A 25,303-nucleotide genomic window follows, 5' to 3' on the forward strand; every position below is an offset into this window, starting at 1 on the left:
CAAGCGACATATAGGAAAGAGAGTCAGTTGTCAGTTGTCAGCGACCAGTGACCAGCGACCAGCAAGCAGTTAACCTATAACCGTCTTCACGCAGTGTAGCGGAGCTTTTACTGTCTTCTCAATTTTGACTTCCGACTTCTGACTTCCCACTCACTACACCCTGATAGCGCCAGTTGCTTCAACGGAGGGAACCGCCTCACCGCACTGGCTCCCCCACACCCCACACCCTTGTTCACACACTACTCACTACTCACTCATGCTCGATGACAAAAGCTTAATTTCAGAGTTATTGACAATTTATCAGGGTAAGTTTGTCGTGCGGGTAGCGGTACAGGTTGATGGTATTGTTCGTGCTACTGGGATGGCAACAGCAGAAACGCTGGAAGCAGCAGAAGATAAGGCGAGAGAAAGAGCGATCGCTTGTTTCAACCACGATTTTATCGCACCGATTGCCCCAAAAAATCAAACAATTCCTGCATTACCTACGCCACCAGGAATACCTGTGGCGCAACCAGCTGCATCTCTATCTGAACCCAGCAATTCTTCTAGTCCTCCTACTCCGACTAAATCGCAGTTAGATTTTAGCTACACGTCAGAATTAGAACCCCCTACAAAAGAACAAAAATCGACTTCCATCAGTACTGGTGGTAGAGGCAAAAGTAAATCATTAGCCACCAATCCCGAACCACCACTGGAAACAGATATTTTTGGCGGCGATTTTGCTGCTGACTTATTCGCTACTAGTAGCAGTAAACCGCCTTTATCCAAAGACAATTATGAAAGCGCAGATTTGTCCTCTAATTATGAATCTCTAGCGATCGCAGATGATACAACAATAGAAGAAACTCAATCATCTGCGGACTTAGCTACGGAATTACAAAAGATTGAGGTCAAACTGAAGGAAGCAAAGCTGAAGGCAAACGACGAGCGCGAATGTTTGGAAACTAACTACGGTAAAGGGTCGCGCTACGAGTTAACAGCCCTACAAGCACGGGACTTCAATCGCTATTTGGAGTTATACAGTCAAACAACTCAAGCCGTCAAAGAGCTACAGGAACTTGGATGGGATGCTAAAGAAGGACCTAAATACTTGCAAGCAGAATATAGTAAGAATAAGCGACATCAATTGACCGAGCGGGAATTACAGGGATTTTTGGACTATTTGCAAACCGAACGCGATCGCATTGATACATCGCATTGAGATAAAGTGTGAAGCCAGCAGTCGTAGGGGCGGGTTTAGCAAATAGATGGACAACCGAAGTAGTTTTTCTTTGGTCAAAACCCGCCCTTACACAATCCATTGTGAATTGAGTTGTCTCCTATCAACCAACCGCCGCCATCGGTCGTCTACCAACAGCTTTCTTGTCGATAACTTGATCGATCAAACCATAATCCATCGCTTCTTGGGGCGACATAAAGAAATCTCGCTCTGTATCTTGCTCGATCCTTTCTAGCGGTTGACCTGTATGTTCGGCTAAATGCTCGTTCAACTTCCGCTTGTGGTACAAGATTTCTTTAGCTTGAATTTCGATGTCAGTGGCTTGTCCCTGTGCGCCACCGAGAGGTTGATGGATCATGATGCGCGAATTTGGCAGGCTCATGCGCTTTCCTTTTGTACCAGCACTGAGTAGAAAAGCCCCCATACTGGCTGCCAATCCCGTACAAATGGTACTAACATCGGGGCGGATGTGCTTCATCGTATCAAAAATACCCATTCCCGCCGTCACCGAGCCACCAGGAGAGTTGATATAGAGATAGATGTCTTTCTCGCCATCCTCAGCATCCAAATACAACAACTGGGCAACAATCAAATTAGCCAAGTTAGAATCAATGGCTTGTCCTAGAAAGATAATCCGTTCCCGCAGCAAGCGAGAGTAGATATCAAAAGCGCGTTCCCCGCGTCCAGATTGTTCGATAACAATAGGAATCATTCGGTTAGTCTGTTGTGAGTTTTCTTCATTTTATCTATTAAGAAGGGGTGAGGAGCGAGGAGCGAGGAGTGAGGGAAATTTTAGATTTTGGATTTTAGATTGAATTTCTCCCTTGTCCGCCTTGTCTCTTTTGTCTCCTTGTCTCTTTTGTCTCCCTATCCTTTCCTCTCTCCTCATCCCTCACTCCTCGCTCCTTTTCGATAGACTGGCAGTGAAGGCAACCACAATTTAACCATGACTAATCGTCTGGCTCAAACTCAAAGCCTCTATCTCCGCAAGCACGCTGAAAATCCGATTGACTGGTGGTTTTGGTGTGATGAGGCTTTGGCAAAGGCAAAAGCAGAAAATAAGCCAATCTTTCTGTCGATTGGTTATTCTAGCTGTCATTGGTGTACGGTCATGGAGGGAGAAGCTTTTTCCGATCCTGCCGTGGCAGAATACTTAAATGCTAATTTTTTGCCAATTAAGGTAGATCGAGAAGAACGTCCCGATATTGACAGTATCTACATGCAAGCCTTGCAGATGATGACTGGTCAAGGGGGTTGGCCTTTAAATATCTTTCTCGCGCCAGAAGATTTAGTTCCATTTTATGGTGGAACTTATTTTCCCTTAGAACCGCGATACGGTAGACCGGGATTTTTACAGGTTTTGCAAGCGCTGCGCCGTTATTACGATACCGAAAAACAGGATCTGCGATCGCGCCAGGAAGCAATTCTCGAAGCTATCCAGCAAGCTGCTATTCTCCCCAATACTCAGCCATTAGATGGCGAACTGTTGCGCCAAGGTGTGGAAACCAGTACGGGAATTATTACAGGCGGCGACTACGGAACTAAATTTCCCATGATTCCTTATGCTGACTTAGCTTTACGGGGGTGGCGTTTCTATCCTGTCTGGAAAGATAATTTTCGCTACAATCTCCCAGAATCTTGTACTCAGCGTGGTATCGATCTAGCGTTGGGTGGAATTTACGACCATGTAGGAGGCGGTTTCCATCGTTACACCGTCGATCCAACTTGGACAGTTCCCCACTTTGAAAAGATGCTCTACGATAATGGGCAAATTGTCGAGTATTTAGCAAATTTGTGGAGTGCGGGAGTACGAGAACCAGCTTTTGAAAGGGCGATCGCGCTGACTGTAAAATGGTTGCAGCGAGAAATGACGGCTCCTGAAGGTTATTTTTATGCCGCTCAAGATGCTGATAATTTCACGCATCCAAAAGAGGCAGAGCCAGAAGAAGGAGCTTTTTATGTTTGGAGTTACAGTGAATTAGAAAACATCCTGACTCCAGCAGAATTAACTGCCCTACAAGCAGAATTTACCGTCACTCCCCAAGGCAATTTTGAAGGCAAAAATGTTTTACAACGCCGTCAAGTTGGTATTTTAAGCGAGACAGTAGAATCAGCTTTGAAAAAACTGTTTCAAGTGCGCTACGGTTCTACAGTTGAAGAATTAGAGATTTTCCCTCCTGCTAGAAATAACCAAGAAGCAAAAACTCAAACCTGGGCGGGGAGAATTCCCCCTGTCACCGATACCAAAATGATTGTTGCCTGGAATAGTCTGATGATTTCAGGTTTAGCAAGAGCTGCTGTCGTATTCCAACAAGATAATTATTTAGAACTGGCTGTTCGTGCAGCAAATTTCATTTTAGAAAATCAGTGGGTAGATGGGCGTTTTCATCGCCTCAATTACGACGGTAAAGCTACTGTCATGGCGCAGTCGGAAGATTATGCCCAATTTATTAAAGCATTGTTGGATTTACATCAGGCATCGCATGTAGAGACGTTACATGTAACGTCTCTACATTGGTTAGAAAAAGCGATCGCAGTTCAAGCAGAGTTTGATGAATTTTTGTGGAGTGTAGAACTAGGAGGTTATTTCAATACCGCTAAAGATGCGAGTCAGGAGTTAATTGTTAGAGAACGCAGCTATATGGATAATGCGACTCCGGCGGCGAATGGAGTGGCGATCGCCAATCTCGTGCGGTTAGCTCTACTGACGGAAGATCTAACTTATCTCGATCGCGCCGAGCAAGGGTTACAGGCTTTTAGCAGTGCCATGCACCAACACCCACAAGCTTGCCCCAGTCTATTCACTGCTTTTGATTGGTATTCTCACTGTACGACGATTCGGACTTCACAACAGCAAATTGAGACATTTTTAACACAGTATCTTCCTGCTGCCGTGCTAACTCTGGCGGATAACTTACCAGATTCCAGTGTTGGTTTAGTCTGTAAAGGTTTGACTTGTCTTGCACCTGCCGAAACCTTAGAAAAAATGCAAGAACAGATTCAACAAAGCCAGATGAGGGGGATTTAGGAAAATAGTGCGAATGAAATTCGCGTCTGCATAGGCAAAACCCGACGAGCGTAGGTTGAAATTCCATGAGTCCGCGCAGGCGGACTTTGTTTGTGTAGTCGCGATTTCTAATCGCCCAGCTTAATAGAATATAATTTCGTTTCTTTAGGAGATATACTTCCTCTGCCATACTATAGATGGGGTTCCAAATAGTGCATTAGTACTATTTGGCCAGTGGTAGGGAAGAGTTTCAAATCAATGTCTTACGAGCCGCTACACCATAAATATCGCCCTCAGACTTTTGCCGATTTGGTAGGTCAAGAGGCGATCGCGACTACATTAACTCATGCGATCGAGCGACAGAAAATCGCCCCTGCCTATTTATTTACGGGTCCGAGGGGGACGGGAAAAACTTCTAGCGCTCGGATTTTAGCAAAATCGCTGAACTGCCTCAATAGCAACAAACCAACAGCTCAACCCTGTGGTGTCTGTGTCGTGTGTCAAGGAGTTGCTAAAGGTGCGACTCTAGATGTGATTGAAATCGATGCTGCCAGTAACACGGGCGTAGATAATGTTAGAGAATTGATCGAACGCGCCCAATTTGCCCCCGTCCAGTGTCGTTACAAAGTGTACGCGATCGACGAATGCCACATGCTCAGTACGGCGGCGTTTAATGCCCTACTAAAGACATTGGAGGAGCCGCCAGCGCATGTCGTATTTGTCCTAGCTACCACCGATCCCCAACGAGTCTTACCAACAATTATTTCGCGCTGCCAAAGGTTTGATTTTCGCCGCATACCTCTAGACGCGATGATAGGGCATTTAAGCGCGATCGCAACTAAAGAAAGCATTGATATTACCCCAGAAGCCATACATTTAGTTGCATCCTTTGCGCAGGGAGGGTTGCGGGATGCCGAAAGTTTACTCGATCAGTTGAGCTTATTCGCTGGGGTCATAACTGTAGAGCGAATTTGGGATTTAGTTGGTTCTGTCGCTGAGCCGGACTTGCTAGAAATTTTACAGGCGATCGCACAGAGCCAGCCAGAAGCATTACTCGATGCCGTGCGTCGAATTATGGATCGGGGTAGGGAACCGTTGACGCTGCTGCAAAACTTGGCAGGTTTCTATCGCGATTTACTTGTGGCTAAAACCGCTCCCAACCGTAACGATCTCATCGCCGTTACTCCTGCAACATGGGATGCGCTTTGCACGCAAGCTAAAGCTTGGGATATTTCTAATATCTTGGTAGGACAACAGCACTTAGCTAAAAGTGAAGCCCAAATCAAAAATACAACCCAGCCCCGCTTATGGCTAGAAGTCAGCTTATTGGGATTGTTACCATCTGCTTCACTTAGGGAGCAGGGACGAGCTGGGAGCAGGGAGCAGTTAGTAAGATCGTCGCTAGTTTCTTCAACACCTTCGGGAGTCGGGAGTCGTAGGGGCGGGTTTAGCGAAAGCTTGACAGATGAGGCAACAAACCTTGGTTCAAAACCCGCCCGTACAGAAGTTGGGAGCGGGCAAGCAGAGGCGCAGAGGTGCAGAGTTGCAGAAGGAGAGAAGGGAGTTGGGGAGGCTGGGGAAGCTGGGGGAGAAAAAACAACCGTCAACTGTCAACCGTCAACCGTCAACTGTCAACCAACAACTGATAGTAAAGAATCTTCAATTCCGAATTCCGAATTCCAAACTCCAAATTCTTCTAACGAGGAAGTTTGGCTTCAGGTACTTGCTTACTTGCAACCGCACTCGACTCAAGCATTGCTCAAGCAAATGGGACGATTAATTCAATTTGAAGCTGGTATTGCCCGGATTGGCATGAAATCTCCAGCTTGGCGCGATCGCGCTAAGGCTTACGTGCCAAATATTAAAGCTGCTTTTCTCTCAGCATTCGGACAAGAAGTCCAGGTACAGCTAGAATTAGCCACGATGTCGAAGGAGGTTCGCGAAACAACCTTGACTGTGGCTAAGATTGCTCCAGCTAATAGCAGCGCACTTGAAACGAAAAACAATAATACGAATGGCACTGCTCCCGCGATCGAGCATACAACTGGAGTAAGTATGGCTCAGCCAGCTGCTCCAGTCTCAAACACCACACCAGTAACCACCATTCCAGATGGCACTGCTAAAACACCGCTCTCATCAGCCACGACTGGAGATCCGGTAACTCCCATGACTTCCACTCCAGTCGGACAACTGGAAATCAGCGAGTTCGATATTGTAGTTCAACGCTTTGCTAAATCTTTCAATGGTGAGGCGATCGGTGACAGTACAGAATTTACCTCATCTACAGACATCAGCAGTATCTCATCTGCCACTGTTCCAGAGTGGGAAGATAGTGATACTGCCGAAGACTCCGATCTTGATTTTTGACGATCCGATCGTGGTTGATAGTGAATTGTTCATTGCTGTTAACTATTAACCATTAACCATTAACTATCAACAAACAACCAAATCCTAACTCTTACCCTGATGAACAGTTTTAACCCATTTCAATCGTTTAGGGCGAACGGACATTCTTGCAGTGATACTAGGCATCACCACTAACCAGTGAAACATATAAATAGTACCGCGCATGGTTTGAAGTAGCAGCATCAACAGCGTTGATAAACGCAGCTTTCCATCTGGATGAAACCGCTTTAGCCCTTGATACATCCACAACATAGACATTGACATGGCTAAACCTGTCAGCGGGCTAAATACGGGCAATCGATTACGAGCGATCGCCATGAACAAATCGGGAACCTGGGCAGCGGGTAATAAGTACTGAATTAGCAGATACATGAACATGTCAAAGGTTTTTTGGGTTCCCATGCGGTTGCTCAGGATCGGTCGCCAGTAGTCTAAGTATCGCTGATAGCCGCCTTCTGCCCAACGATTACGCTGATGCCATAAGGCAAGTGCTGTCGTTACACCTTCTTCCTCCACTGCTGGATAAGGTAGAAATTCAATTTCCCACCGATCTAAGTGCAAGCGGAATGTCAAATCGAGGTCATCGGTGATTGTCTCCTCATTCCAGCCACCGCAGCGCTGCAAAGCTGCACGACGGACGAATTGACCGTTTCCTCGTAGTTCACCCAGTCCGCCAACTGCGAGTCGTTGCTGCTGTACGTAGGCATCCAAAGCCATTTCAGCTTGCTGTCCCAGCGTCCAGAAATTTTCACTGGCATTGGCAATCGCCTTGCGTACCTGTACGGCTCCTACCTTTTTTTCTGCAAACAGAGGTAGAACTTGTTTGAGTAGGTCGGGAGTCACGCGAGCATCAGCATCAAATACTGCTAAAATCTCACCTTTAGTTAGCGGCAAGACTTGATTTAGCGCTCCTGACTTGCCACCAGTTGCTCCAGTCTGGCGATGCAATACTCTCAAGCAGTCGTATTCCTGCTCCAGTTGTGATAGTATTTTTGGCGTGTTGTCGGTGCTATCATCGTCTATCACCCAAACTTCGTACTTGTCATTTGGATAATCTTGATTGCAAAGTATCTTGACAAGATTGCCGATTACTGCTTCTTCGTTCTTGGCTGCCACAAGCAGGGAAATAAAAGGAGCCGTTGCCAGTGCTTCATCACTAACTAATTCTGCCTGCTGGCGCGGTCGAGCTAAGACTATCCGCAGGGCATGAATCCCAAACAACGTAGTTAGACCAAGTACAAACCATGCTCCCCAAGAAACTAAATGCAGGGCAATAGTACTGCTCCAGATCGTAACTAGAACAACTGCGGCTTTGCGCCTGCGACCTTGAAACAGAGATGGCAGCGACGTTGCTGGCAACGCTTCTACAGATTCTTCTGCATCTGACAGGTCTGACAAGAAAGCGCTCAGTGCGTCTAGTTCGTCATATGAATCATTTTCAGACCATGAATTGGCTGGCATAGGTCACTACTCGATCGAACACCAGTAATTGTTTGCGCCATCAGTGGCTTTGCAGTCTTATTGTATCTGACATTTATACCCATCTCGGCATTTCACCTCTTAGCCCCGAGTTCCAACCCATGTCACCCCGCTCTGGATACACCTTACCAGTATTCGCTTGTGCTGCGGCTGTAGCAGCTTTACAGCAAATCAAACACGGGCGAACGCTCGATCGTGTTTCAATTGACTTGCTCGAACCACCTGAGATTGTTGAAATCGCGATCGAACAAGTAGCCGAACTTAAGCCAGGGAGCGCTTTAGCAATCACCCGTAGCGATCCAGGGGATAATCTAGATATCACGCGAAATACCCCGATTTGGGCATTGGTAGAGTCGGGAGTCGAAATTGCAGGGGCGGGTTTAGCAAAAGATTCACAGCCAAAGCAAGATATCTTGGTTCAAAACCCGCCCGTACCGGAGCCAGAAGTCGGGACAGATTCACCAGCCATCACGCCAAACCCGCCCATCTCAAAGATAATCGGGACGCAGGATGATGCACCCAAAATTACAATCGTTGGCGGCGAAGGAATCGGAAAGATAGTAGACAGTGCTTGCATTCCGAATTCCGACTTCCAGATTCCGAATTCCCCTACCAAGCCTGCAATTTATGCCTATGCCCAAAGATTGCTGTATGCTAACTTAGAGCGATCGCTCGCCCCAGGGGAAACAATTCAAGTTACGATTATCCTTCCAGAAGGCAGAAAACTCGCAGAGCGTACTTCTAATGCTGCGTTTGGCGTAGTAGATGGACTCTCTTTATTGGGGACGACAGGCATATCTCAACCTTTGAGCGCCCCAGGACAGTTAGATATCTGTCGCGAACAATTACAAACAAAAGCAAGACAGTTTGAGAGTTTGGTTTTTTGTGTGGGAGAAAATGGTCTAGACTTAGCACCTCAACTGGGGATCGATCGCGAACGGTTAGTTAAAACCGCAAATTGGTTGGGTTCTCTGCTAGTAGAGGCGGGATTGCAGGGAGTCAAAGAAATTTTGTTGTTCGGCTATCATGGCAAGCTGCTGAAACTCGCAGGCGGGATTTTTCACACGCACCACCACCTTGCTGACGGACGGCGCGAGATCCTCACGGCACACTGTGCCAATTTAGGCTTACCTACCCCCGTACTTCAGGCAATTTTTGCTTGTCCTACAGCGGAAGCCGCGCTGAAATATTTACGGGAGTTAGATGTAAGAGAAAACAGCGACTGGGTAAGTCGAGTTTATGAAACGATCGCCTTAGAGATCGATCGACGTTCTCAGGAATATATCTACAATCACAGCGATCGCCAAGTTAGTGTTGGTACAGTTCTGTTTGACCGCGATCGTCAAATTTTAGTCAAAAGCGAAACTGCTACTACCATCCTGGATCACTTGTGTTAACTTAATAAGAATAAACATTTTAAAGATAGCAATAAATACAGTTTTAGTATCCCTCTTTAGATAGGGATATATTTTTTGGATTTGTCATCAAGAGCTTCATCTCTTAGAGCAACCTTTTCTCATCCAGCAGGACTTCCAGCAGTGACAATACAAACAGAAATGCCGCCACAAGATACGTCACTCAGGCGGCTAGCTCGGCAAACGATCGTGATTCTTGACTTCGGCTCTCAATATTCGGAATTGATTGCTCGTCGGATTCGCGAGACTCAAGTTTATTCTGAAGTGATCTCCTATCGCACCACCGCCGAACAACTGCGCCTACTCAATCCTAAAGGAATTATCCTCTCAGGGGGACCCAATTCCGTGTATGACAAAGGTGCTCCGCAGTGCGATCCCGCAATTTGGCATTTGGGTATCCCCATCCTTGGTGTGTGCTATGGAATGCAGCTGATGGTCAATCAGTTAGGCGGACAAGTGGTTCGCGCCGAACGGGGAGAGTATGGTAAAGCAGCCTTGTGTATAGACGATCCTACGGACTTGCTGACAAACGTAGAAGATGGGACGACCATGTGGATGAGCCACGGGGATTCCTGCGTCAAGCTACCAGAAGGATTTGAAATTCTCGCCCATACAGAAAATACTAGCTGTGCGGCGATCGCCGAACACAATACAAAACTTTACGGCGTGCAGTTCCATCCAGAAGTCGTCCACTCAATCGGCGGAATAGCATTGATTCGCAATTTTGTCTACCATATTTGCGACTGCGAACCAACTTGGACGACAGCGGCTTTTGTTGAAGAGTCAGTGCGCGAAGTCCGGGCGAAAGTCGGTGATAAGCGAGTGTTGTTGGCGCTTTCGGGTGGTGTAGACTCTTCTACCTTAGCTTTTCTCTTACATCGGGCGATCGGGGACAAACTGACTTGTGTATTCATCGATCAAGGCTTTATGCGCAAGCACGAACCGGAACGGTTGGTGAAGTTGTTTCGAGAACAGTTTCACATTCCGGTAGAGTATGTCAATGCTAGCGATCGCTTCCTGGCAGCGATCGCGGGTGTTACCGATCCCGAAGAAAAACGCCGTCGGATCGGACATGAATTTATCAGCACGTTTGAAGAAAGTTCCAAGCGTCTCGGACCCTTCGACTACCTCGCGCAAGGGACGCTTTACCCAGACGTGATCGAATCTGCCGATACTAATGTCGATCCCAAAACAGGCGAACGAGTCGCGGTGAAGATCAAGAGCCATCATAACGTCGGTGGTTTACCCAAAGACTTGAGATTCAAACTCGTCGAACCCCTCCGCAAACTCTTTAAAGACGAAGTACGTAAAGTCGGACGGGCGATCGGTTTACCAGAAGAAATCGTTCAGCGCCAGCCATTCCCTGGTCCTGGCTTAGCAATTCGGATTATCGGTGAAGTCACAGCCGAACGGTTGGAAATTCTCCGCGATGCAGATCTGATCGTCCGTCAAGAGATCAATCGGCAGGGTTTATACAATGACGTATGGCAAGCCTTTGCAGTCCTTTTACCAATTCGTAGCGTTGGTGTCATGGGCGATCAGCGTACTTATGCTTATCCAATTGTCCTACGCCTCGTTACTAGCGAAGATGGAATGACAGCGGATTGGGCAAGGGTTCCTTACGATTTGTTGGAATTAATTTCTAACCGGATTGTGAATGAAGTCAAGGGCGTAAATCGCGTCGTCTATGATATTACTTCTAAGCCACCTGGAACCATCGAATGGGAATAGGTTGAGATTGTGAATATAGAATTCGATCTCAAAGAAATCTTGACTAGGTTAGAAACCAAAGTTGACAAGATTTCCGAAGATGTTAGCGATATCAAAACAAATCTAGTCAGGGTGGAAGCAGAACTCAAAGGTGAAATTCGGGTCTTAGATGAAAAAATAGATGGTATTGCCAAGCGGGTTGATACCCAGGAGTTTATCAATCGAGGAGTAGTAATTGGACTGGTGCTAGCAATTTTAGGAAGATTTGCCAAAATCTTTGGTTTTGTTTCCTAAATCGTGCTTGAGTGGGGTGAGCATTGCCCACCCTACTTCTCTTCACGCGATCGCTTTTGCTCCACCAACTGACTCACATGGCGATCGCCCCAATCGCGCATCATCAGTAAAATTGGTTCTAAACTGCGACCAAATTCGGTTAAAGAGTATTCTACTTTCGGTGGCACTTCAGCATAAACAGTACGTTTGACAACACCATCTTTTTCTAATTCGCGTAACTGCAAAGTCAACATTCTTTGAGTGCAGCCTTGTACTAGACGCTGGAGTTCGTTGAATCGCTTCGTTCCCTGCATTAAATGAAATAGAATCACGCCTTTCCATCGACCACCAATCACATCTAATGTTGCTTCTACAGAGCAACTGTAGCGGTAATCGTATTGTCTGCTTTGCATAGAATGCCTCGGACAGGATAATTTTTGATACTACTGCACAAATTTGATACTACTTCACAAAATTGTGCGTACTTGTCAATTTTTAATTTAGCCTAGAAACTCAAAGTATAGTTTTTCGATCGCAGCTATTTTAACAAAGTGCAATTTACAGTAAAGTAGCACTTTTGTTCAGCTTGCTGTTAGTTATTTGTCACGTTTCAATCGATGATTTAGGTCGTCTTGACCTACTGTTTTATGCTGCTCGCTAATAAATTGGAGCGATTTATGAAAGCTTACGAAATCCAGAATGACAAGTCAGGATTGGATGCTTTAACTTTAGTAGAACGCCCGCAACCGCAACCCAAAGCCGGACAAGTTTTGGTCAAAATCAAAGCTGCATCCCTCAACTATCGAGATTTACTAGTTGCAAAAGGGGCTTATGGTGCTAAATCTCTCAAGCCAATCGTACCGCTTTCTGACGGTGCGGGGGAAGTCGTCGCTGTAGGAGAAGGTGTAACGCGAGTGCAGGTAGGAGATCGCGTTGCGGGCATTTTTATGCAAACATTTATTTCGGGAGAATTAACAGCAGAAAAAGCCAACTCTGCTCTTGGTGGTGCGATCAATGGTGTATTAGCAGAGTACGTTGTCTTTGACGAACAGGGAGTTGTCAAAATTCCCGCACACCTATCTTATGAAGAAGCTGCAACTTTACCTTGTGCTGCTGTTACAGCTTGGAATGCAATGATAGCAGAGGGACAACTTAAAGCAGGTGATACTGTGCTGCTACAAGGAACAGGTGGCGTATCGCTGTTTGGCTTGCAATTCGCAAAAATGATGGGCGCACGAGTTATTCTAACTAGCAGTAGCGATGAGAAATTAGATCGTGCCATCCAGCTAGGCGCAGATGTAGGAATTAATTACAAAACTACGTCCGACTGGGATGAAAAAGTTGAGAAATTGACCGATGGTAGAGGTGTAGATCTGGTTGTAGAAGTTGGGGGATCGGGAACGCTGTCAAAATCGCTTCGTGCCGTGGGCTATGGCGGTAAGGTAGCTATGATTGGCGTGCTTACAGGTATTGCAGGAGATGTCAGCACTGGTTCAATCCTGTTCAAACATATCCGAGTCCAAGGGATTTATGTAGGCTCTCGCGATTTATTTGAAGACATGAATCGGAGTATTAGCCTGCATCAAATGAAACCGATTATAGATCGGGTCTTTCCATTCCACGAGGCCAAAGCAGCGCTAGCTTACCTCGAAAGCGGCGCACACTTCGGCAAAGTCTGTATAAGCCTGTAAGAATCAAACGGATCCTAGAGGACTCGAACCTCTGACTTACCGATTAGAAATCGGTTGTTCTATCCACTGAACTAAGGATCCAGAAACTAAGTCAAGGTAGAACATTGCTACCCTAACAAAAAGTAAGCTGCACTTACATTAGAAGTGAGCTTACATATCCTATCAAAAAATTGCTCAATTGTGGATGACTATCCAAAAGTCGAGCTATTCCAGCCCCACATATAACCTTTCGCGTCGTTGAATTCAATATAGATGCGGTTTTTGTCTACACCTAACGCTTGGTTAATCTGCTGGCAAAAGTCCTGACTCATTGCCTTGGTTTGCTCTGGCTTCATCGTTCCAACGCTTTTTACTTCTACGTAGCAAACTGGATCTAACGTTCCAGCAAACGTCATCGGTACATCAGGTTCAAACGCCGTCATCACGTATGATTCTGGTTTACCTGTATGCTTTGCCAACATAGAAGATAGGCTTTTCAGCAACGCTTCCACGTCAGATTTAGCAGGAGTCGCGATCGAAGTTTGAACTTTAATCAGTGGCATAGTTAGTAAGTGACTAGTGGCTGGTGGCTAGTGACTAGAATAGCTTCCTTGTCTCCCTTATCTCCCTTGTTCCCCTTATCCTCTTTCTAGCCTCCATACTGCCAGCCGGTTGTCTCTAAGCGCAGCGAGTCTCCTTCGCGGTGAACGCCAGCAGCGATGACTTCGCCAACATAAACTGTATGGTCGCCTTTTTCCACTGCGCCAACAACTTGACATTCGACATAGCCTAAAGAGTCAGTCAGGATCGGACACCCCGTTTCACCGAGATAAAACTCAATATCGTCGAATTTGTTGCCTACTCGTCGTTGGGGTTGAAAGAATTTTTGGGCAATATCTTTTTGTTCGGTATCGAGAAAACTGATGGCAAATACCCCACTGGTTTTAATCATTTCGTGGGATTTGGAGTCTTGTTTGACACAATTAACTACTAAAGGTGGTTTGAAAGAAGCCTGCATGATCCAGCTAGCAGTGAAGCCATTTACATCTTCTCCATCTTTCACACCACATACATAAAGTCCGTGCGGAATCTTCCGCAACATGGTTTTCTTGGCTTGTTCGTCTAGCAAGGCGCGTTCTCCTCAAATTTTGTTATTACTTAAATTGCTAAGTAAATCTTATCGAACCGCAGGGGACAGTTATCAGTTATCAGTTATCAGTGACCGTAATTATGGATTGAGTTTTTGCTTAGGGCGAAACAGGTGGGTGTGTTCGGGATGGTAGAGGCGAGATCTTGCCGTGACTTCTCCTAAGGCGGGACTAATTACGTAAAGGGTGGTACGAATTAGCTGTTCTTTGTGAGTAATCTCTGCCAATTTGTCAAGAGTGGTGACGCAAATCTTTTCGTCTTCCCAACCCAAACGGAAACAAATTGCTACGGGAGTTTCTGGCGGGTAGTGTGCCAATAATTGACTTTGAGCCGATTCTACATGACGGGCAGCGAGGTAGAGGCAAAGACTGGCTTGATGGGCGGCGAGGGATGATAATTCTTCTCTTTCTGGGACTTGCGTGCGTCCGCTGATGCGGCAGAGAATGATTGTCTGTACGAGTCCGGGGACGGTTAATTCAACGTTGAGTTTGGCAGCAGCAGCTTGAAAGGCGCTGATCCCCGGAATGACTTCAAATGGAATGTCGGCAGCGGCGAGGGCTTGTATTTGTTCGTGGATGGCGCTGTAGAGACTCGGATCGCCAGATTGGAGGCGAATGACAGATTTATGCGATCGCACCCTTTCCACCATCACGGGTAAAATATCTTCTAAAGTTTTATTTGCCGTATGGATAATTTCTGCTTCTGGACGGCACATTTTTAAGATTTGCCGCGGTACGAGGGAGTCGGCATAAAGAATGACATCTCCCTGCATTAAAAGTTTTTGGGCTTTAACGGTCAAAAGTTCTGGATCGCCTGGTCCTGCCCCTACAATGTATACTCCGGGGGCGAGGGTAGGAATTGATTCGCGATTTAACTCGATAGTAGATTCAGAAGTATTAGACATAGGCGATCGAGAGCTGCTTGTAATCGCAGATTTAAGATTTTCTCCAAATTTTCACATTCTTTTCCGAAGTCGAGTCACTTCACGATGAAGATACCTATTGGTAGATGCTGCATCATAAGTAAGCCCTAAATTCAGCCCTTAGGGCTTTTTTTTGACATTTAACGCTTGGAGACTTCCATCCTTGGTTCTTGTGCTGTAACTGGAGGCGCAACATCTGGTAACGAACGGCGATAAAGATACAACCAAGCCAGCCCAAATAATCCAATGGCAACTCCTACTAGACTCACCATTTGAGCCATCCGCAACGGTCCTAGCATTAAACTATCGGTACGCAATCCTTCAATCCAAAAGCGCCCTAAGCTATAAGCTACCATATAGGTTAAAAATAGCGTGCCAGTCTTCAAACGCAATCCTCGTAAGCTGCGGAAAAACAAATACATTAAGATCCCAAACACCATCAAATTCCACAGCGATTCGTAGAGAAACGTAGGATGAAAGTATTCAAAATTTCCGTATCCAGGCGGACGGTTGCTAGGAGGAATATAGAGTTTCCAAGGTAAATTTGTAGGGCTGCCAAAGGCTTCAGAATTGAAAAAATTTCCCCACCGTCCGATCGCCTGTCCTAAAATCAGCGAAGGAGCAATCAGATCGGCTACTTGCCAAAAAGAAATCTTGCGTAACCGACAAAAGATTAAAGTTGCGATAACTCCACCTATGATTGCACCATGAATGGCAATTCCACCCTCCCAGATCGCAAAGATCTTACCTGGATTGTTAGCGTAGTTCGACCACTCAAATAATACGTAGTACAAGCGGGCAGCAGGAATCGCTCCTACAACTAACCAAATCGCTACATCACCGATGATATCGGGGTTGACGTGACGGCGTTTAGCCAGGTATTGCGATAGGGTAACTCCAATCAAGACTGCCGAAGCAATCAGCAAACCATACCATCGGAGTGTGAAAGGACCAATTTGTACCAGAATTGGTCCAGGAGAAGCAAATTGCCGTGCCAAAGGCAAATCAGGAATCGCAGGTAACATTGGGATTATATGTTTGAGGATGTTTTGCCCGTGCTGTCGCACAGGCTACAGAATTCATTCTATCTAGCTAGTCAACACCCAATTTACCAGAGTTCGTACGCCGAAACCCGTTGCTCCAGCGTTGTTATAGCCATTTTCCTTATCAGTCCAGACAGGACCAGCTACATCCAAATGTACCCAAGGAGTTTCTTTGACAAATTGTTTGAGAAATAGGGCAGCGGTAATCGAACCACCAGCGCGGGGACCCGTATTTTTCATATCGGCAATCCCAGACTTCAATCCCTCAAAATATTTTTCTTCCATAGGTAGCCGCCAGAACTTTTCGCCTGCTGTTTGCGCAGCAGCTTGGATTTCATTCGCTAAATCATCGTGGGGGGTAAATAATCCCGCAATCTCATCCCCCAAGGCGACAATGCAAGCACCAGTCAAGGTAGCAAGATCGACGATCGCATCTACGCCTAATTTTTCGGCAAACACCAGCGCATCTGCTAAAGTTAAGCGTCCTTCAGCGTCAGTGTTATTTACTTCAATTGTCTTGCCATTTGAGGCTTTGAGGATATCGCCAGGATGCATGGCACGACCGCTGATCATGTTCTCGGTGGCGGCGCTAATAAAATGAACCTCTACATCGGGCTTGAGCTGAGCGATCGCTTTAGCTGCCCCTAGAGTCGCCGCAGCACCACCCATGTCCATTTTCATCGTTTCAATCCCGCTGCCAGCGCCCTTGATGTTCAAGCCACCAGAATCGAAGGTTAAGCCTTTACCGATAATCGCCAGCTTGCGCTTAGGCGTACCATCGGGTTTGTAGGTCAAGTGGATGAATTTGGGAGGCAACTCCGAAGCTTGGGCAACACCTAAAAACGCCCCCATGCCTAACTTTTCACACTCTTCCCGTTCGAGAATTTCGACTGCCAATCCGTGTTCGGAGGCGATCGCCTGTGCTGTTTCCGCCATTGTTACTGGTGTTACGGCATTAGCTGGAGCAGCCACCAATTCCCGCGCTAAAATTACACCCGAAGCAATCTGGCTGGCACGGGTAACGGCATCATCTTGACTGCCCAACCCTAGTAAGTCAACTCGCTCTACAGTTGGCGGTTTCTCTTCTGGTTCTGACTTAAACCGATTATCTTGAAATAAAGCCAGTTGAATTCCCTCAGCCAAAGCTTGAGCCGTTGCAGTCGGATCGTTATTCCACGACGGAAGGCTAATTCCTAAAGTTTTACACCGTTCCTTTTTCGCTAACCGCGCCACTGCCGCAGCTGCTTTACGCCAGCTATCTATTTTTAGTCCTTCTGGCTTACCCAGTCCTACCAATATGACTTTGCGGACGGCGCTACCACCGCCAACCCGCGTCACCGCCGTACTACCTTCTTTCGCCTTAAACTCCGTATCTGCGACCAGTTCAGCGATCGCCCCAGCAAATTTTCCGTCCAGCTCTGCCAGTTCGCCTGTTAATTCTACAGCATCCTCAAATAAACCAAGGGCAAGAGCATCTCCAGCCCAGTCTAAAAGTGGTGTATCAATCGCTCGAATTTCCATTACTCTGCGTTCCGCTTTTTAGCTTCTTGTTCCAGTATTGCGTAAAAAAGGGAGCAGGGAGCGCACGAGCAGGGAACAGGGAAAAGAGACAAGGGAGACAAGGGGGACAAGGGGGACAAGGGAGACAAACAGAAAACTCGCTCCTCACTCCTCACTCCTCACTCCTCGCTCCTCGCTCCTCGCTCCTCCCAACTACCCATTACCCATTACCATTAAAATAATGAAAGTCATTAGTTAAATTCAGATCGAGTGGGAGATAGCGACTTACTTAAGGGAATTAACCTGTACCTGGTGGGAATGATGGGTGCAGGCAAGACGACGGTAGGACAAATACTTGCAGCCCAACTCGGTTATGGGTTTGTCGATACGGATGCAGTTATCGAACAACTGACACAAAAATCGATCAACCAAATCTTTGCTGAAGAGGGAGAATCAACATTTCGGCAAATAGAAACTAAGGTCTTATCAGAAGTTTGTGCCTATACTCGTCTTGCTATTTCTACTGGCGGCGGAATAGTACTGCGGCGAGAAAACTGGAGTTATTTGCATTACGGCTTAATTGTTTGGTTGGATGTGCCAGTCGAACAACTCTACAGCCGCTTAGCAGAAGATAATACTAGACCTCTACTACAAGATCCCGATCCAATTGGAAAACTGCGATCGCTCCTCGATGAGAGACGATCGCTCTACGCCGAAGCTGACTTGCACATCACCCCCCATCCCCAAGACACCCCGGACGCGATCGCAGCACAGGTATTAGAAGCAATTCCTTCAGTGCTGAAAGCGGGAGTTGGTAGGGGCGGGTTTCCAAACCCGCCCGTACGGTAGTACGGAGTCGGGAAAGGAGGACAAGGGGGACAAGGAAGCAGAGGAGCAGGAGAGACTAGGAGCAACAACCACCAACCACCAGCAGTCAAGAATTTTCAATTCCGAATTCCGAATTCCGAATTCTCCCCACACCCTGCTCCCTGCTCCCTATTCGCTGTCAGCATACTGCCAAGCTTGCTCGAACTGCTTTTGGACGACTTGAGCTTCCTTTTGCTTGTTCTGTGCTTTAAGGCTTTGCATTAACCCATAGAGAGACCAGCCGTTTTCGGGATAAATATTCAAGTCATCTCGATAGGCTTGTTCTGCTTGGGCGAAGCGACGCGCTTTGAGTAAAATACCTCCTAGCGATTGCCGTGCAGGTTGAGACCAGTCAGCAGGCTCGGTATAAACAAGAGCATCTTCTAGCTTGACTGCTGTTTGCAAGTGCGCGATCGCCTGCTGGTAATTTTTCTGCTGTGCAGCAATTTCACCTGCTAGCACTTGGGAGGCAAGATTTAAAATACTTGCCGTTGAGTTAAAGCCCCAAATTTTGATGTCTTGCAAGGCTGGAATTGCGGCGATCGCTTGTAGTTTTTTCAATTCCCGCATTGCTGGTTTAATCTGACCTTTAGCAGCAAAAGCGCGTCCGCGTGCGTAGTGCCAGACTCCAGATGGATATTTCAGATCTTTTGCGGGTGCAGCGGTTGAGAAAATCCGATCCCATTGACCAAACCGAATATAGGTATACATGGGAATCGTATAGAAGTGCTGCAAGGCTCCAGCAAATTCGGGCTGTCGCATGAGTTTTGCATCTACTTTAGCTGTCTGAAGTGCTGCCTGTGTTGCGACTTTACTCTGTCCGGTCATTAAGGCGGCGAACCAGAGAAAATGATGGTTGTGGGGCATATAAGCCAATGGATAAATCCCCTCTACCTGATTCCGAGCCGCATAAGCATTGTCAGCAGCAATTCCGCGTTGATTGGACAGTACGGCATCGTGATATCTGCCAACACGTATATAAATGTGCGATGCCATGTGTACTAAGTGACCGGAATTGGGAACCAGTTGCATCAGGCGATCGGCAGAAGCAACCCCCAAATCGGGGCGTTCTTTCTCTACGGCATGAATGTAGAGATGGTTAGCACCAGGATGGTTGGGATGTTCTTGTAGAATTGACTCTAAGGTGGCGATAATTTCTTTACCTGCTGGTTTGAGCGTGCCATCTTCCTCCCAGTAATCCCAAGGAGTGGTATCCATTAAGGCTTCAGCAAATAAAGTTGCTGCATCTGGATCGTCAGGGTAGCGTTGGGCAACTTCCCGCATGGCGTTGGCATAGGCAAGATCGAATGACTTGCGATCTTCAACTGGCTGCGGTGGATAACGTTTTGCTAATGCCTGAATGTAAGCCTTCTCTTTGTCACTGGCATTTTTACTCAGCTTCAGTGCTTGCTGGAGCGATCGCCAAGCTTCAGATACAGCTTCTGGCTCCATCGGTGCGTTGATGTTGGGTCCAAGGACGAGGGCAACGCCCCAGTAGCAAATCGCACATTCGGGGTCGAGTTTAGCAGCTTCTTGGAAGGAACGGGCTGCTTCCGCATGATTGAACCCGTAGGCAAGGGTCAATCCTTGGTCGAAGTAACGTTGAGCTAGTTTTAAATTCGTTGATATTGGGTGGTGGAGATTGCCGAAATTGTCAAATAGCGTGGCAGTGGGTTGAGATGATGTTGCTTGAGCGAGGTGCATCGCGTGAGGGTTAGACGGAGCGCGATCGCGACTCGACTCTTTTGCCACTGCTAATTTCAATGGTGAAGACTGAGTGACAGCCAGTCCTAACGTTATTAATAGCGCCCAAATAAATAGCGTAAGGCGTTTAGAGACGAAAAACATATGTTCTCCAAAAACTGAAATTCGTGAAATTCTGTTATGTGTTATACCTACACGTGGTCTTCCAGAAAATTTCAGAATAGGAGAAACAAAAATATACATAAGTTAAATTAAGGGCGAATAGAATTCGCGGCTACACAAACAAAGTCTGCCTCCGCAGACTAAAGAATGCATTTAAGTTTCTAACCTGCGCAGGCAGGTTTCGTCTGTGTAGATGCGGTTTTAACCCAATACGGTTCATTTAAGGCTACGCTGTGCTGAGGATAAAGAAAATAGGAGGATTGGTTCGGGAGGGGTGGCTCGATGTCTTGGCTTTTTGAGCGAAACTTGGATACAGGTTTTACAACTCTGGGATTGGTACGAGAAACTCGTTCAGGTAACAGAGTGTCTAAAATCTCTACAGTTAACCAACTTAAAAAAGGGGAGTTCTTGTGATTGCAAGCGTTGAAATTTCGGGATAGCACGACGAATAACTCGCAATGTCCCAGTGAAACTCAGACGCAAAGGAGTGATACCCGCGCTCTTTGCAGCTTGAAACATCAATAACCGCACAGCCCAGTGTCCTAACAACCACCCGTAAACTTCCTGCACAACTTCACGCGGTTTTGAGAGCGAATATGAGTTTTTCGTCCTGATAAATGTACTTTGAGTTCATCAATAGTATTTTCTACTTCCCAGCGTTGATGATATTCAATCGCCAGTAGTTGAGCCGGAAATTTCTCCAATTCCAATAAGCTGGTAATTAAGCGATATCTTAGTTGTTCCTCTGGGTTGTCGGTATTACCAATTGTGTATTCAATCACTCGGACTTGTATGGGCTGGCAAGCTTTTGAGCGGAATTTAGCAGGTGGATAAATCCAACTCAGATAAGAACCATCCGCCAGTGGTTCTTCGCACAAAAACTTGACATTTGCGGGAATTCTTCCTAAATAATCGCTACCAGTTGTGACAGTTGCTTGCACCATTGCATAAGAATGTAACCCTCTGTCCCACATCAACAACATCCCTGAACTCACGGAGCGTAATAATCTTAATGCCCGCACTCGTTCTCCTATTCGATATGGACACATCAATGCATCAAAGATTAAATGTGTTCCTGCTTCTACCAAAATGACTAATCGCAGTTTGGGAAATGCGGCTTGTGTGCCAGGACGGCTGCTCGGACGACCAAAAACTCTCGCATTTTCATCGCTGTCTGGCAGATCGAAGCAAGTCCGATCAATTACCACAATTCGCAATCCATTGAGAAATGCTCCTTTGGTATCGGTGCTAGCCATTGGTCGCACCAGTTGATGGAACAATTGACTCATCACCCTTGGACTTAATCGTTGTCGGGCTTGCGTTATTGCTGATTTACAAAAACTCGCCAGTATTTCCCCATTTCACCCATGCTTCGCTCAGCCCATCAATTAAGTTTTTCAGCACATCTCTCATCGAATCTCGTGACCACAGACTCATCGCAATTACCAAACAAATTACCAATTGTGCTGGTAACGAGCGTTTACGTTGTTCACAAACTTTAGTTTTAGCGATCGCTTGCTCGATCTCCGTGGATGGGATGGCTGCCTCTATCGCTTTGAACACATCACTACTTTGTATCGTAGGAGACAACAATGAGAAATCCTTCAGATGCACTACACTCACTTTCCATTCTTGGGAACAATGCTTAATTTACAACACTTTGAGCCTTAACTGAACCGTAGTGGGTTTTAACCGCCCTTATCCGAAAAGTATTGTCGCTCTCCCAACTCCTTCAAAAGGAGGCAAGAGTCTTCATGAGGGCGTGGGCGACAGCCCACACCCTCACCCCAGAAATGAAAATCTATTTTCAAGTCAGTTCTCAAAACTTAAGGTAATGGCGCTGTGGAGTTGACGCTATAACTGGAGGTGATTTTACCAAGCTGCGATCGCAATTGCGGATACTGTGTCTCAGGAACGATGAAGTGAATGTAAGAAATTTTGTCATCATCTTGTTTGACGTAACCGTAGCCTAACATTTTGCTTTTTTTACCTTGCAGGTTAGTCACTGTATAAGTCCAATGTACTTGCAGCCAACCGCCACTCGCCGGTTCAGTTACGGCTAACTGAAAATCAGGATTCGCACGATACTGTTGTTGGGCTGCTCTGCCTAAAAATCGGCTCAATCTTGCTTGGGAAATTTGACCTTTTTGCTGAAATGCTTCTCTGGTAAAGACATCAACTACAATAGCTGCATTATTAGTCGGAGCGTACCAGCTAACAATTGCTTCACCTGTCGTACTGCGATCGCGACGCTGCCAGTTTTCCGGTACGTCGATTGAAAACAGATTGGTATTGTAAGTATAAGTTTTCAGCCGACCGATTTTCACTTGCTCGCTCAAGCTTGATGTTGTCGATCCTGGCTGCGGAGAAACAGCATTTGGCTGGTTATTTGTTGTTGATGAGGAATTCAATTCACTCGGTTTGCCGTTTTGCTCTGCGATCGCTGGAGGAGAGTCATTATTGATAGAATTCGTTTTTGGTCTTGTTACATAGCTAATTGCAACAAATAGTACGGCTAAAGCTACTAAGCTACCGCAAAGAATTAAAGCAGCTTTTGCCAAAGTTACTAGTTTATTGGTGGCAGCAGAGGTTTTCAATTTTTCACGACTAGCTTTACCTGAAGTAACGCCTGTATGAAAAGTTTCTTTTCTCTCTACTGGGTTGGGAGGCGTAGAGACTGCTGTTGGTGGCGGAGGAGAGGATTCTGGAATAATTGTCTGTGAAGCAGGAGTCGGTGGAGTTGCAGTCGGTGGCGTTTGCGGCGTACTGACTCTCGGTGGAGTAGGAGTCGGTGGCGGTGCAGTCGGTGGCGTTTGCGGCGTACTGACTCTCGGTGGAGCAGGAGTCGGTGGAGTTGCAGTCGGTGGCGTTTGCGGCGTACTGACTCTCGGTGGAGTAGGAGTCGGTGGCGGTGCAGCTGGTGGTTGCGGCGTACTGGCTTTCGGTGGAACAGTATGAGTGTCGAGCTGCTGCAAAGCTGCTAACATGGCAGGCGCATTCATGTAGCGATCGCGGGCGGATGGTTGTATTGTTTTATCTAAAATCGCCGCAAATTTTGGACTCACATTTAATGTTTGCTGTCGCCAGTGGATCTCACCCGCCAAAGGGTTAGTTTTCAGTTCTTGCGGCATCTTACCTGTCAGTAAATAAATTGCCGTTAAGCCTAAAGCATACAAATCGCTGGCAAATAAAGGTTTTCCCGCTGCTTGTTCGTTGGGAATAAATCCTGGCGTACCTACTACAATCGAACTTGTAGCACGACCGGAAGGCGTTACCGTCGTTCCCATGATTTCCTTAATCGTGCCAAAATCGATCAAGACGGGTTTGCTATCTCGCGATCGCCAAATAATATTGTCTGGTTTTAGATCGCGGTGAATAATACCCTGACTGTGAATGTATTGCAGAACTGGCAGTATATTTAATAGTATTTCTTTAACTTCTCGCTCGCTAAACAGTCCTACTTGCTGGACGCGATCGCTCAGAGTTTGACCTTGAATCCACTCTTGAACTAAATAAAATTCTCCAGCTTCTACAAAATAGGCATACAGACGAGGGATTTGACTATTGATATCGCCTAGCGTTTCTAAAGTTGCGGCTTCACGCTGAAATTTTTCTCTGATTATTCGATCGACCTGGGGACTGTTTTCGCTCGGTTTGAGCTGCTTAATGATACATTTCTTACCAGAAGGCATCTGAGTGTCTTCTGCTAAAAAAGTCTTCCCAAACCTCCCATTTGCCAGTTCTTGCAGCACTCGGTAACGATTTTTTAACAAGATTGCTGCCATCGGAAGTTGCTGATTTTCGGTTTTATTCCTAACATACCACGTTCGGTTGTCAGTTATCAGTCAGTGTAGAGACGTTACATGCAACGTCTCTACTACTCATCAATCGCTGCATAAACTAACTGAGGGCAACCTAAGTAACATATAACAAGCATTGCGCAGTAGGAGAAACCCCATGCACGCTAACATCTGGTCTATCTTTGCTATCTTGTCTGTACTAATTCAAGTTATCCCTGCTGTAGTCGTCTTGTACTTAGCAACGGCAACCGATCGGCAGGAATGGTTTTGCTAGAAAACTTTACTAACTAGAAAACTTTACTAAGTCAAACCCTGCAAAATGATGAAGTTTTATTACAACATTTACTGCTACTTTTAGTTAATCTAGAGTTAAGCTTATGTTTAGTTTCAGTAAAGATTTAATAAAGACTACGGCTGGTTTTGACCATTTGGCTGGGAAAATACTTAAATTAGTGATGTAAGAAAATTTTTTCTCCGCTTCTCGAGCTTGGCATAATCGAGGAGCAAAACTCGTTATACAAAAACACGAGAAAGATAACTGTTACGCTGTCTACCTTGCAGACAGACAGCAAAGGGTGCTACCTACAGCTTATTTGCAATGCTAAGCAGCATTACAATATCGATTTAAACAAAACAAAGCTAAAAAAAATTAAGCGCGGTTCCCGACCTTAACCAAACTCTGAGGAAGTTAGGTTTACCACTTAAGGCAGAGCATTCTGTAGCTTTTGCTTGCATCTCTGCAACATTTGCTATGGGTAATCTTGCTACCTTTATGCAATTGGCTGTTAGTCTTGGGTGCTGGTAACAAATTTACTTAGAAGTATGTGCTTTTTCCGTAATCTTTGTCACTCAAGTTGAATTTTTAATTATACATACAATGCATCAGCCTAGAAAAAAATTTTGTTTACTGCGGACAAAAATTGTTACTTTTTGTAAAGTTTAACTGAGCCAGATATGCTTTCTCTGCTGGAAACCTA

17 protein-coding genes, 1 tRNA gene and 2 pseudogenes are annotated in these 25,303 nt (G+C 46.1%); 8 read left to right on the top strand and 12 right to left on the bottom strand.

From position 1 onward, the window contains the following. Nucleotides 1–256 precede the first annotated feature (256 nt). A complete protein-coding gene (locus tag N4J56_RS27585) occupies nucleotides 257–1,201 on the top strand; it encodes a hypothetical protein (protein ID WP_317109346.1) in 945 nt (314 codons plus the stop codon). A gap of 121 nt (nucleotides 1,202–1,322) precedes the next feature. Here N4J56_RS27585 and clpP read toward each other — a convergent pair. After that, nucleotides 1,323–1,943: pseudogene (gene clpP / locus N4J56_RS27590) on the bottom strand (ATP-dependent Clp endopeptidase proteolytic subunit ClpP); the annotation flags it as partial. A 222-nt stretch (nucleotides 1,944–2,165) separates the two neighbouring features. On the opposite strand from clpP, the gene N4J56_RS27595 reads away from it, so the two are divergent. Then, entirely contained in the window at nucleotides 2,166–4,247 is a 2,082-nt protein-coding gene (locus N4J56_RS27595; RefSeq protein ID WP_317109347.1) for a thioredoxin domain-containing protein, read from the top strand. A 237-nt stretch (nucleotides 4,248–4,484) separates the two neighbouring features. Continuing rightward, nucleotides 4,485–6,593, top strand: coding sequence for a DNA polymerase III subunit gamma/tau (locus N4J56_RS27600; RefSeq protein WP_317109348.1), 2,109 nt, complete (start codon nucleotides 4,485–4,487; stop codon nucleotides 6,591–6,593). Between the two features lie 84 nt (nucleotides 6,594–6,677). Here N4J56_RS27600 and N4J56_RS27605 read toward each other — a convergent pair whose 3' ends face one another. Further along, nucleotides 6,678–8,093 (bottom strand): glycosyltransferase family 2 protein, encoded by a 1,416-nt coding sequence (locus N4J56_RS27605; protein ID WP_317109349.1) that lies wholly within the window; start codon nucleotides 8,091–8,093, stop codon nucleotides 6,678–6,680. A 119-nt stretch (nucleotides 8,094–8,212) separates the two neighbouring features. Between N4J56_RS27605 and cbiD the strand changes: the two genes are divergently transcribed. The 3 genes from cbiD to N4J56_RS27620 all read left to right on the top strand — a co-directional run bounded on the left by cbiD (nucleotide 8,213) and on the right by N4J56_RS27620 (nucleotide 11,530). After that, nucleotides 8,213–9,508 (top strand): cobalt-precorrin-5B (C(1))-methyltransferase CbiD, encoded by a 1,296-nt coding sequence (gene cbiD / locus N4J56_RS27610; RefSeq protein ID WP_317109350.1) that lies wholly within the window; start codon nucleotides 8,213–8,215, stop codon nucleotides 9,506–9,508. Between the two features lie 159 nt (nucleotides 9,509–9,667). Continuing rightward, nucleotides 9,668–11,257, top strand: a complete 1,590-nt coding sequence (gene guaA / locus N4J56_RS27615) for a glutamine-hydrolyzing GMP synthase (protein ID WP_410500613.1) — start codon at nucleotides 9,668–9,670, stop codon at nucleotides 11,255–11,257. A 9-nt stretch (nucleotides 11,258–11,266) separates the two neighbouring features. Next, nucleotides 11,267–11,530, top strand: coding sequence for a hypothetical protein (locus tag N4J56_RS27620; RefSeq protein ID WP_317109352.1), 264 nt, complete (start codon nucleotides 11,267–11,269; stop codon nucleotides 11,528–11,530). 32 nt (nucleotides 11,531–11,562) lie between these two features. Here N4J56_RS27620 and N4J56_RS27625 read toward each other — a convergent pair whose 3' ends face one another. After that, nucleotides 11,563–11,922 (bottom strand): helix-turn-helix domain-containing protein, encoded by a 360-nt coding sequence (locus tag N4J56_RS27625; protein ID WP_317109353.1) that lies wholly within the window; start codon nucleotides 11,920–11,922, stop codon nucleotides 11,563–11,565. 264 nt (nucleotides 11,923–12,186) lie between these two features. Between N4J56_RS27625 and N4J56_RS27630 the strand changes: the two genes are divergently transcribed. Beyond that, nucleotides 12,187–13,200: an NAD(P)-dependent alcohol dehydrogenase gene (locus N4J56_RS27630; protein ID WP_317109354.1), complete on the top strand. Its 1,014-nt coding sequence runs from the start codon at nucleotides 12,187–12,189 to the stop codon at nucleotides 13,198–13,200. A gap of 8 nt (nucleotides 13,201–13,208) precedes the next feature. Here the strand turns inward: N4J56_RS27630 and N4J56_RS27635 are convergent. The 6 genes from N4J56_RS27635 to N4J56_RS27660 all read right to left on the bottom strand — a co-directional run bounded on the left by N4J56_RS27635 (nucleotide 13,209) and on the right by N4J56_RS27660 (nucleotide 17,814). Continuing rightward, nucleotides 13,209–13,281 (bottom strand) — tRNA-Arg (locus N4J56_RS27635). A gap of 107 nt (nucleotides 13,282–13,388) precedes the next feature. Beyond that, nucleotides 13,389–13,742, bottom strand: a complete 354-nt coding sequence (locus tag N4J56_RS27640; RefSeq protein WP_317109355.1) for a phenylpyruvate tautomerase MIF-related protein — start codon at nucleotides 13,740–13,742, stop codon at nucleotides 13,389–13,391. Between the two features lie 86 nt (nucleotides 13,743–13,828). Beyond that, nucleotides 13,829–14,308, bottom strand: coding sequence for a flavin reductase family protein (locus N4J56_RS27645; RefSeq protein ID WP_317109356.1), 480 nt, complete (start codon nucleotides 14,306–14,308; stop codon nucleotides 13,829–13,831). Between the two features lie 99 nt (nucleotides 14,309–14,407). Beyond that, nucleotides 14,408–15,232, bottom strand: coding sequence for a precorrin-4 C(11)-methyltransferase (cobM, locus tag N4J56_RS27650; RefSeq protein ID WP_317109357.1), 825 nt, complete (start codon nucleotides 15,230–15,232; stop codon nucleotides 14,408–14,410). A 158-nt stretch (nucleotides 15,233–15,390) separates the two neighbouring features. Beyond that, entirely contained in the window at nucleotides 15,391–16,275 is an 885-nt protein-coding gene (gene lgt, locus N4J56_RS27655) for a prolipoprotein diacylglyceryl transferase (protein ID WP_317109358.1), read from the bottom strand. Between the two features lie 63 nt (nucleotides 16,276–16,338). Beyond that, on the bottom strand, nucleotides 16,339–17,814 hold the full coding sequence (locus N4J56_RS27660; RefSeq protein WP_317109359.1) for a leucyl aminopeptidase: 1,476 nt from the start codon (nucleotides 17,812–17,814) through the stop codon (nucleotides 16,339–16,341). A 297-nt stretch (nucleotides 17,815–18,111) separates the two neighbouring features. Between N4J56_RS27660 and N4J56_RS27665 the strand changes: the two genes are divergently transcribed. Beyond that, the gene (locus N4J56_RS27665; RefSeq protein ID WP_410500614.1) at nucleotides 18,112–18,642 is read left to right on the top strand and encodes a shikimate kinase; all 531 of its coding nucleotides are present in this window, start codon (nucleotides 18,112–18,114) and stop codon (nucleotides 18,640–18,642) included. A gap of 147 nt (nucleotides 18,643–18,789) precedes the next feature. On the opposite strand, the gene N4J56_RS27670 is transcribed toward N4J56_RS27665, so the two are convergent. The 3 genes and pseudogenes from N4J56_RS27670 to N4J56_RS27680 form a co-directional block, all read right to left on the bottom strand. Next, nucleotides 18,790–20,508, bottom strand: a complete 1,719-nt coding sequence (locus tag N4J56_RS27670) for a hypothetical protein (RefSeq protein ID WP_317109361.1) — start codon at nucleotides 20,506–20,508, stop codon at nucleotides 18,790–18,792. Between the two features lie 369 nt (nucleotides 20,509–20,877). Beyond that, nucleotides 20,878–22,065: pseudogene (locus N4J56_RS27675) on the bottom strand (IS4 family transposase). A gap of 287 nt (nucleotides 22,066–22,352) precedes the next feature. Continuing rightward, on the bottom strand, nucleotides 22,353–24,311 hold the full coding sequence (locus N4J56_RS27680) for a serine/threonine-protein kinase (protein WP_317109362.1): 1,959 nt from the start codon (nucleotides 24,309–24,311) through the stop codon (nucleotides 22,353–22,355). Nucleotides 24,312–25,303: the final 992 nt, after the last annotated feature.

It is taken from the genome of Chroococcidiopsis sp. SAG 2025 (assembly GCF_032860985.1).
GTDB lineage: Bacteria > Cyanobacteriota > Cyanobacteriia > Cyanobacteriales > Chroococcidiopsidaceae > Chroococcidiopsis.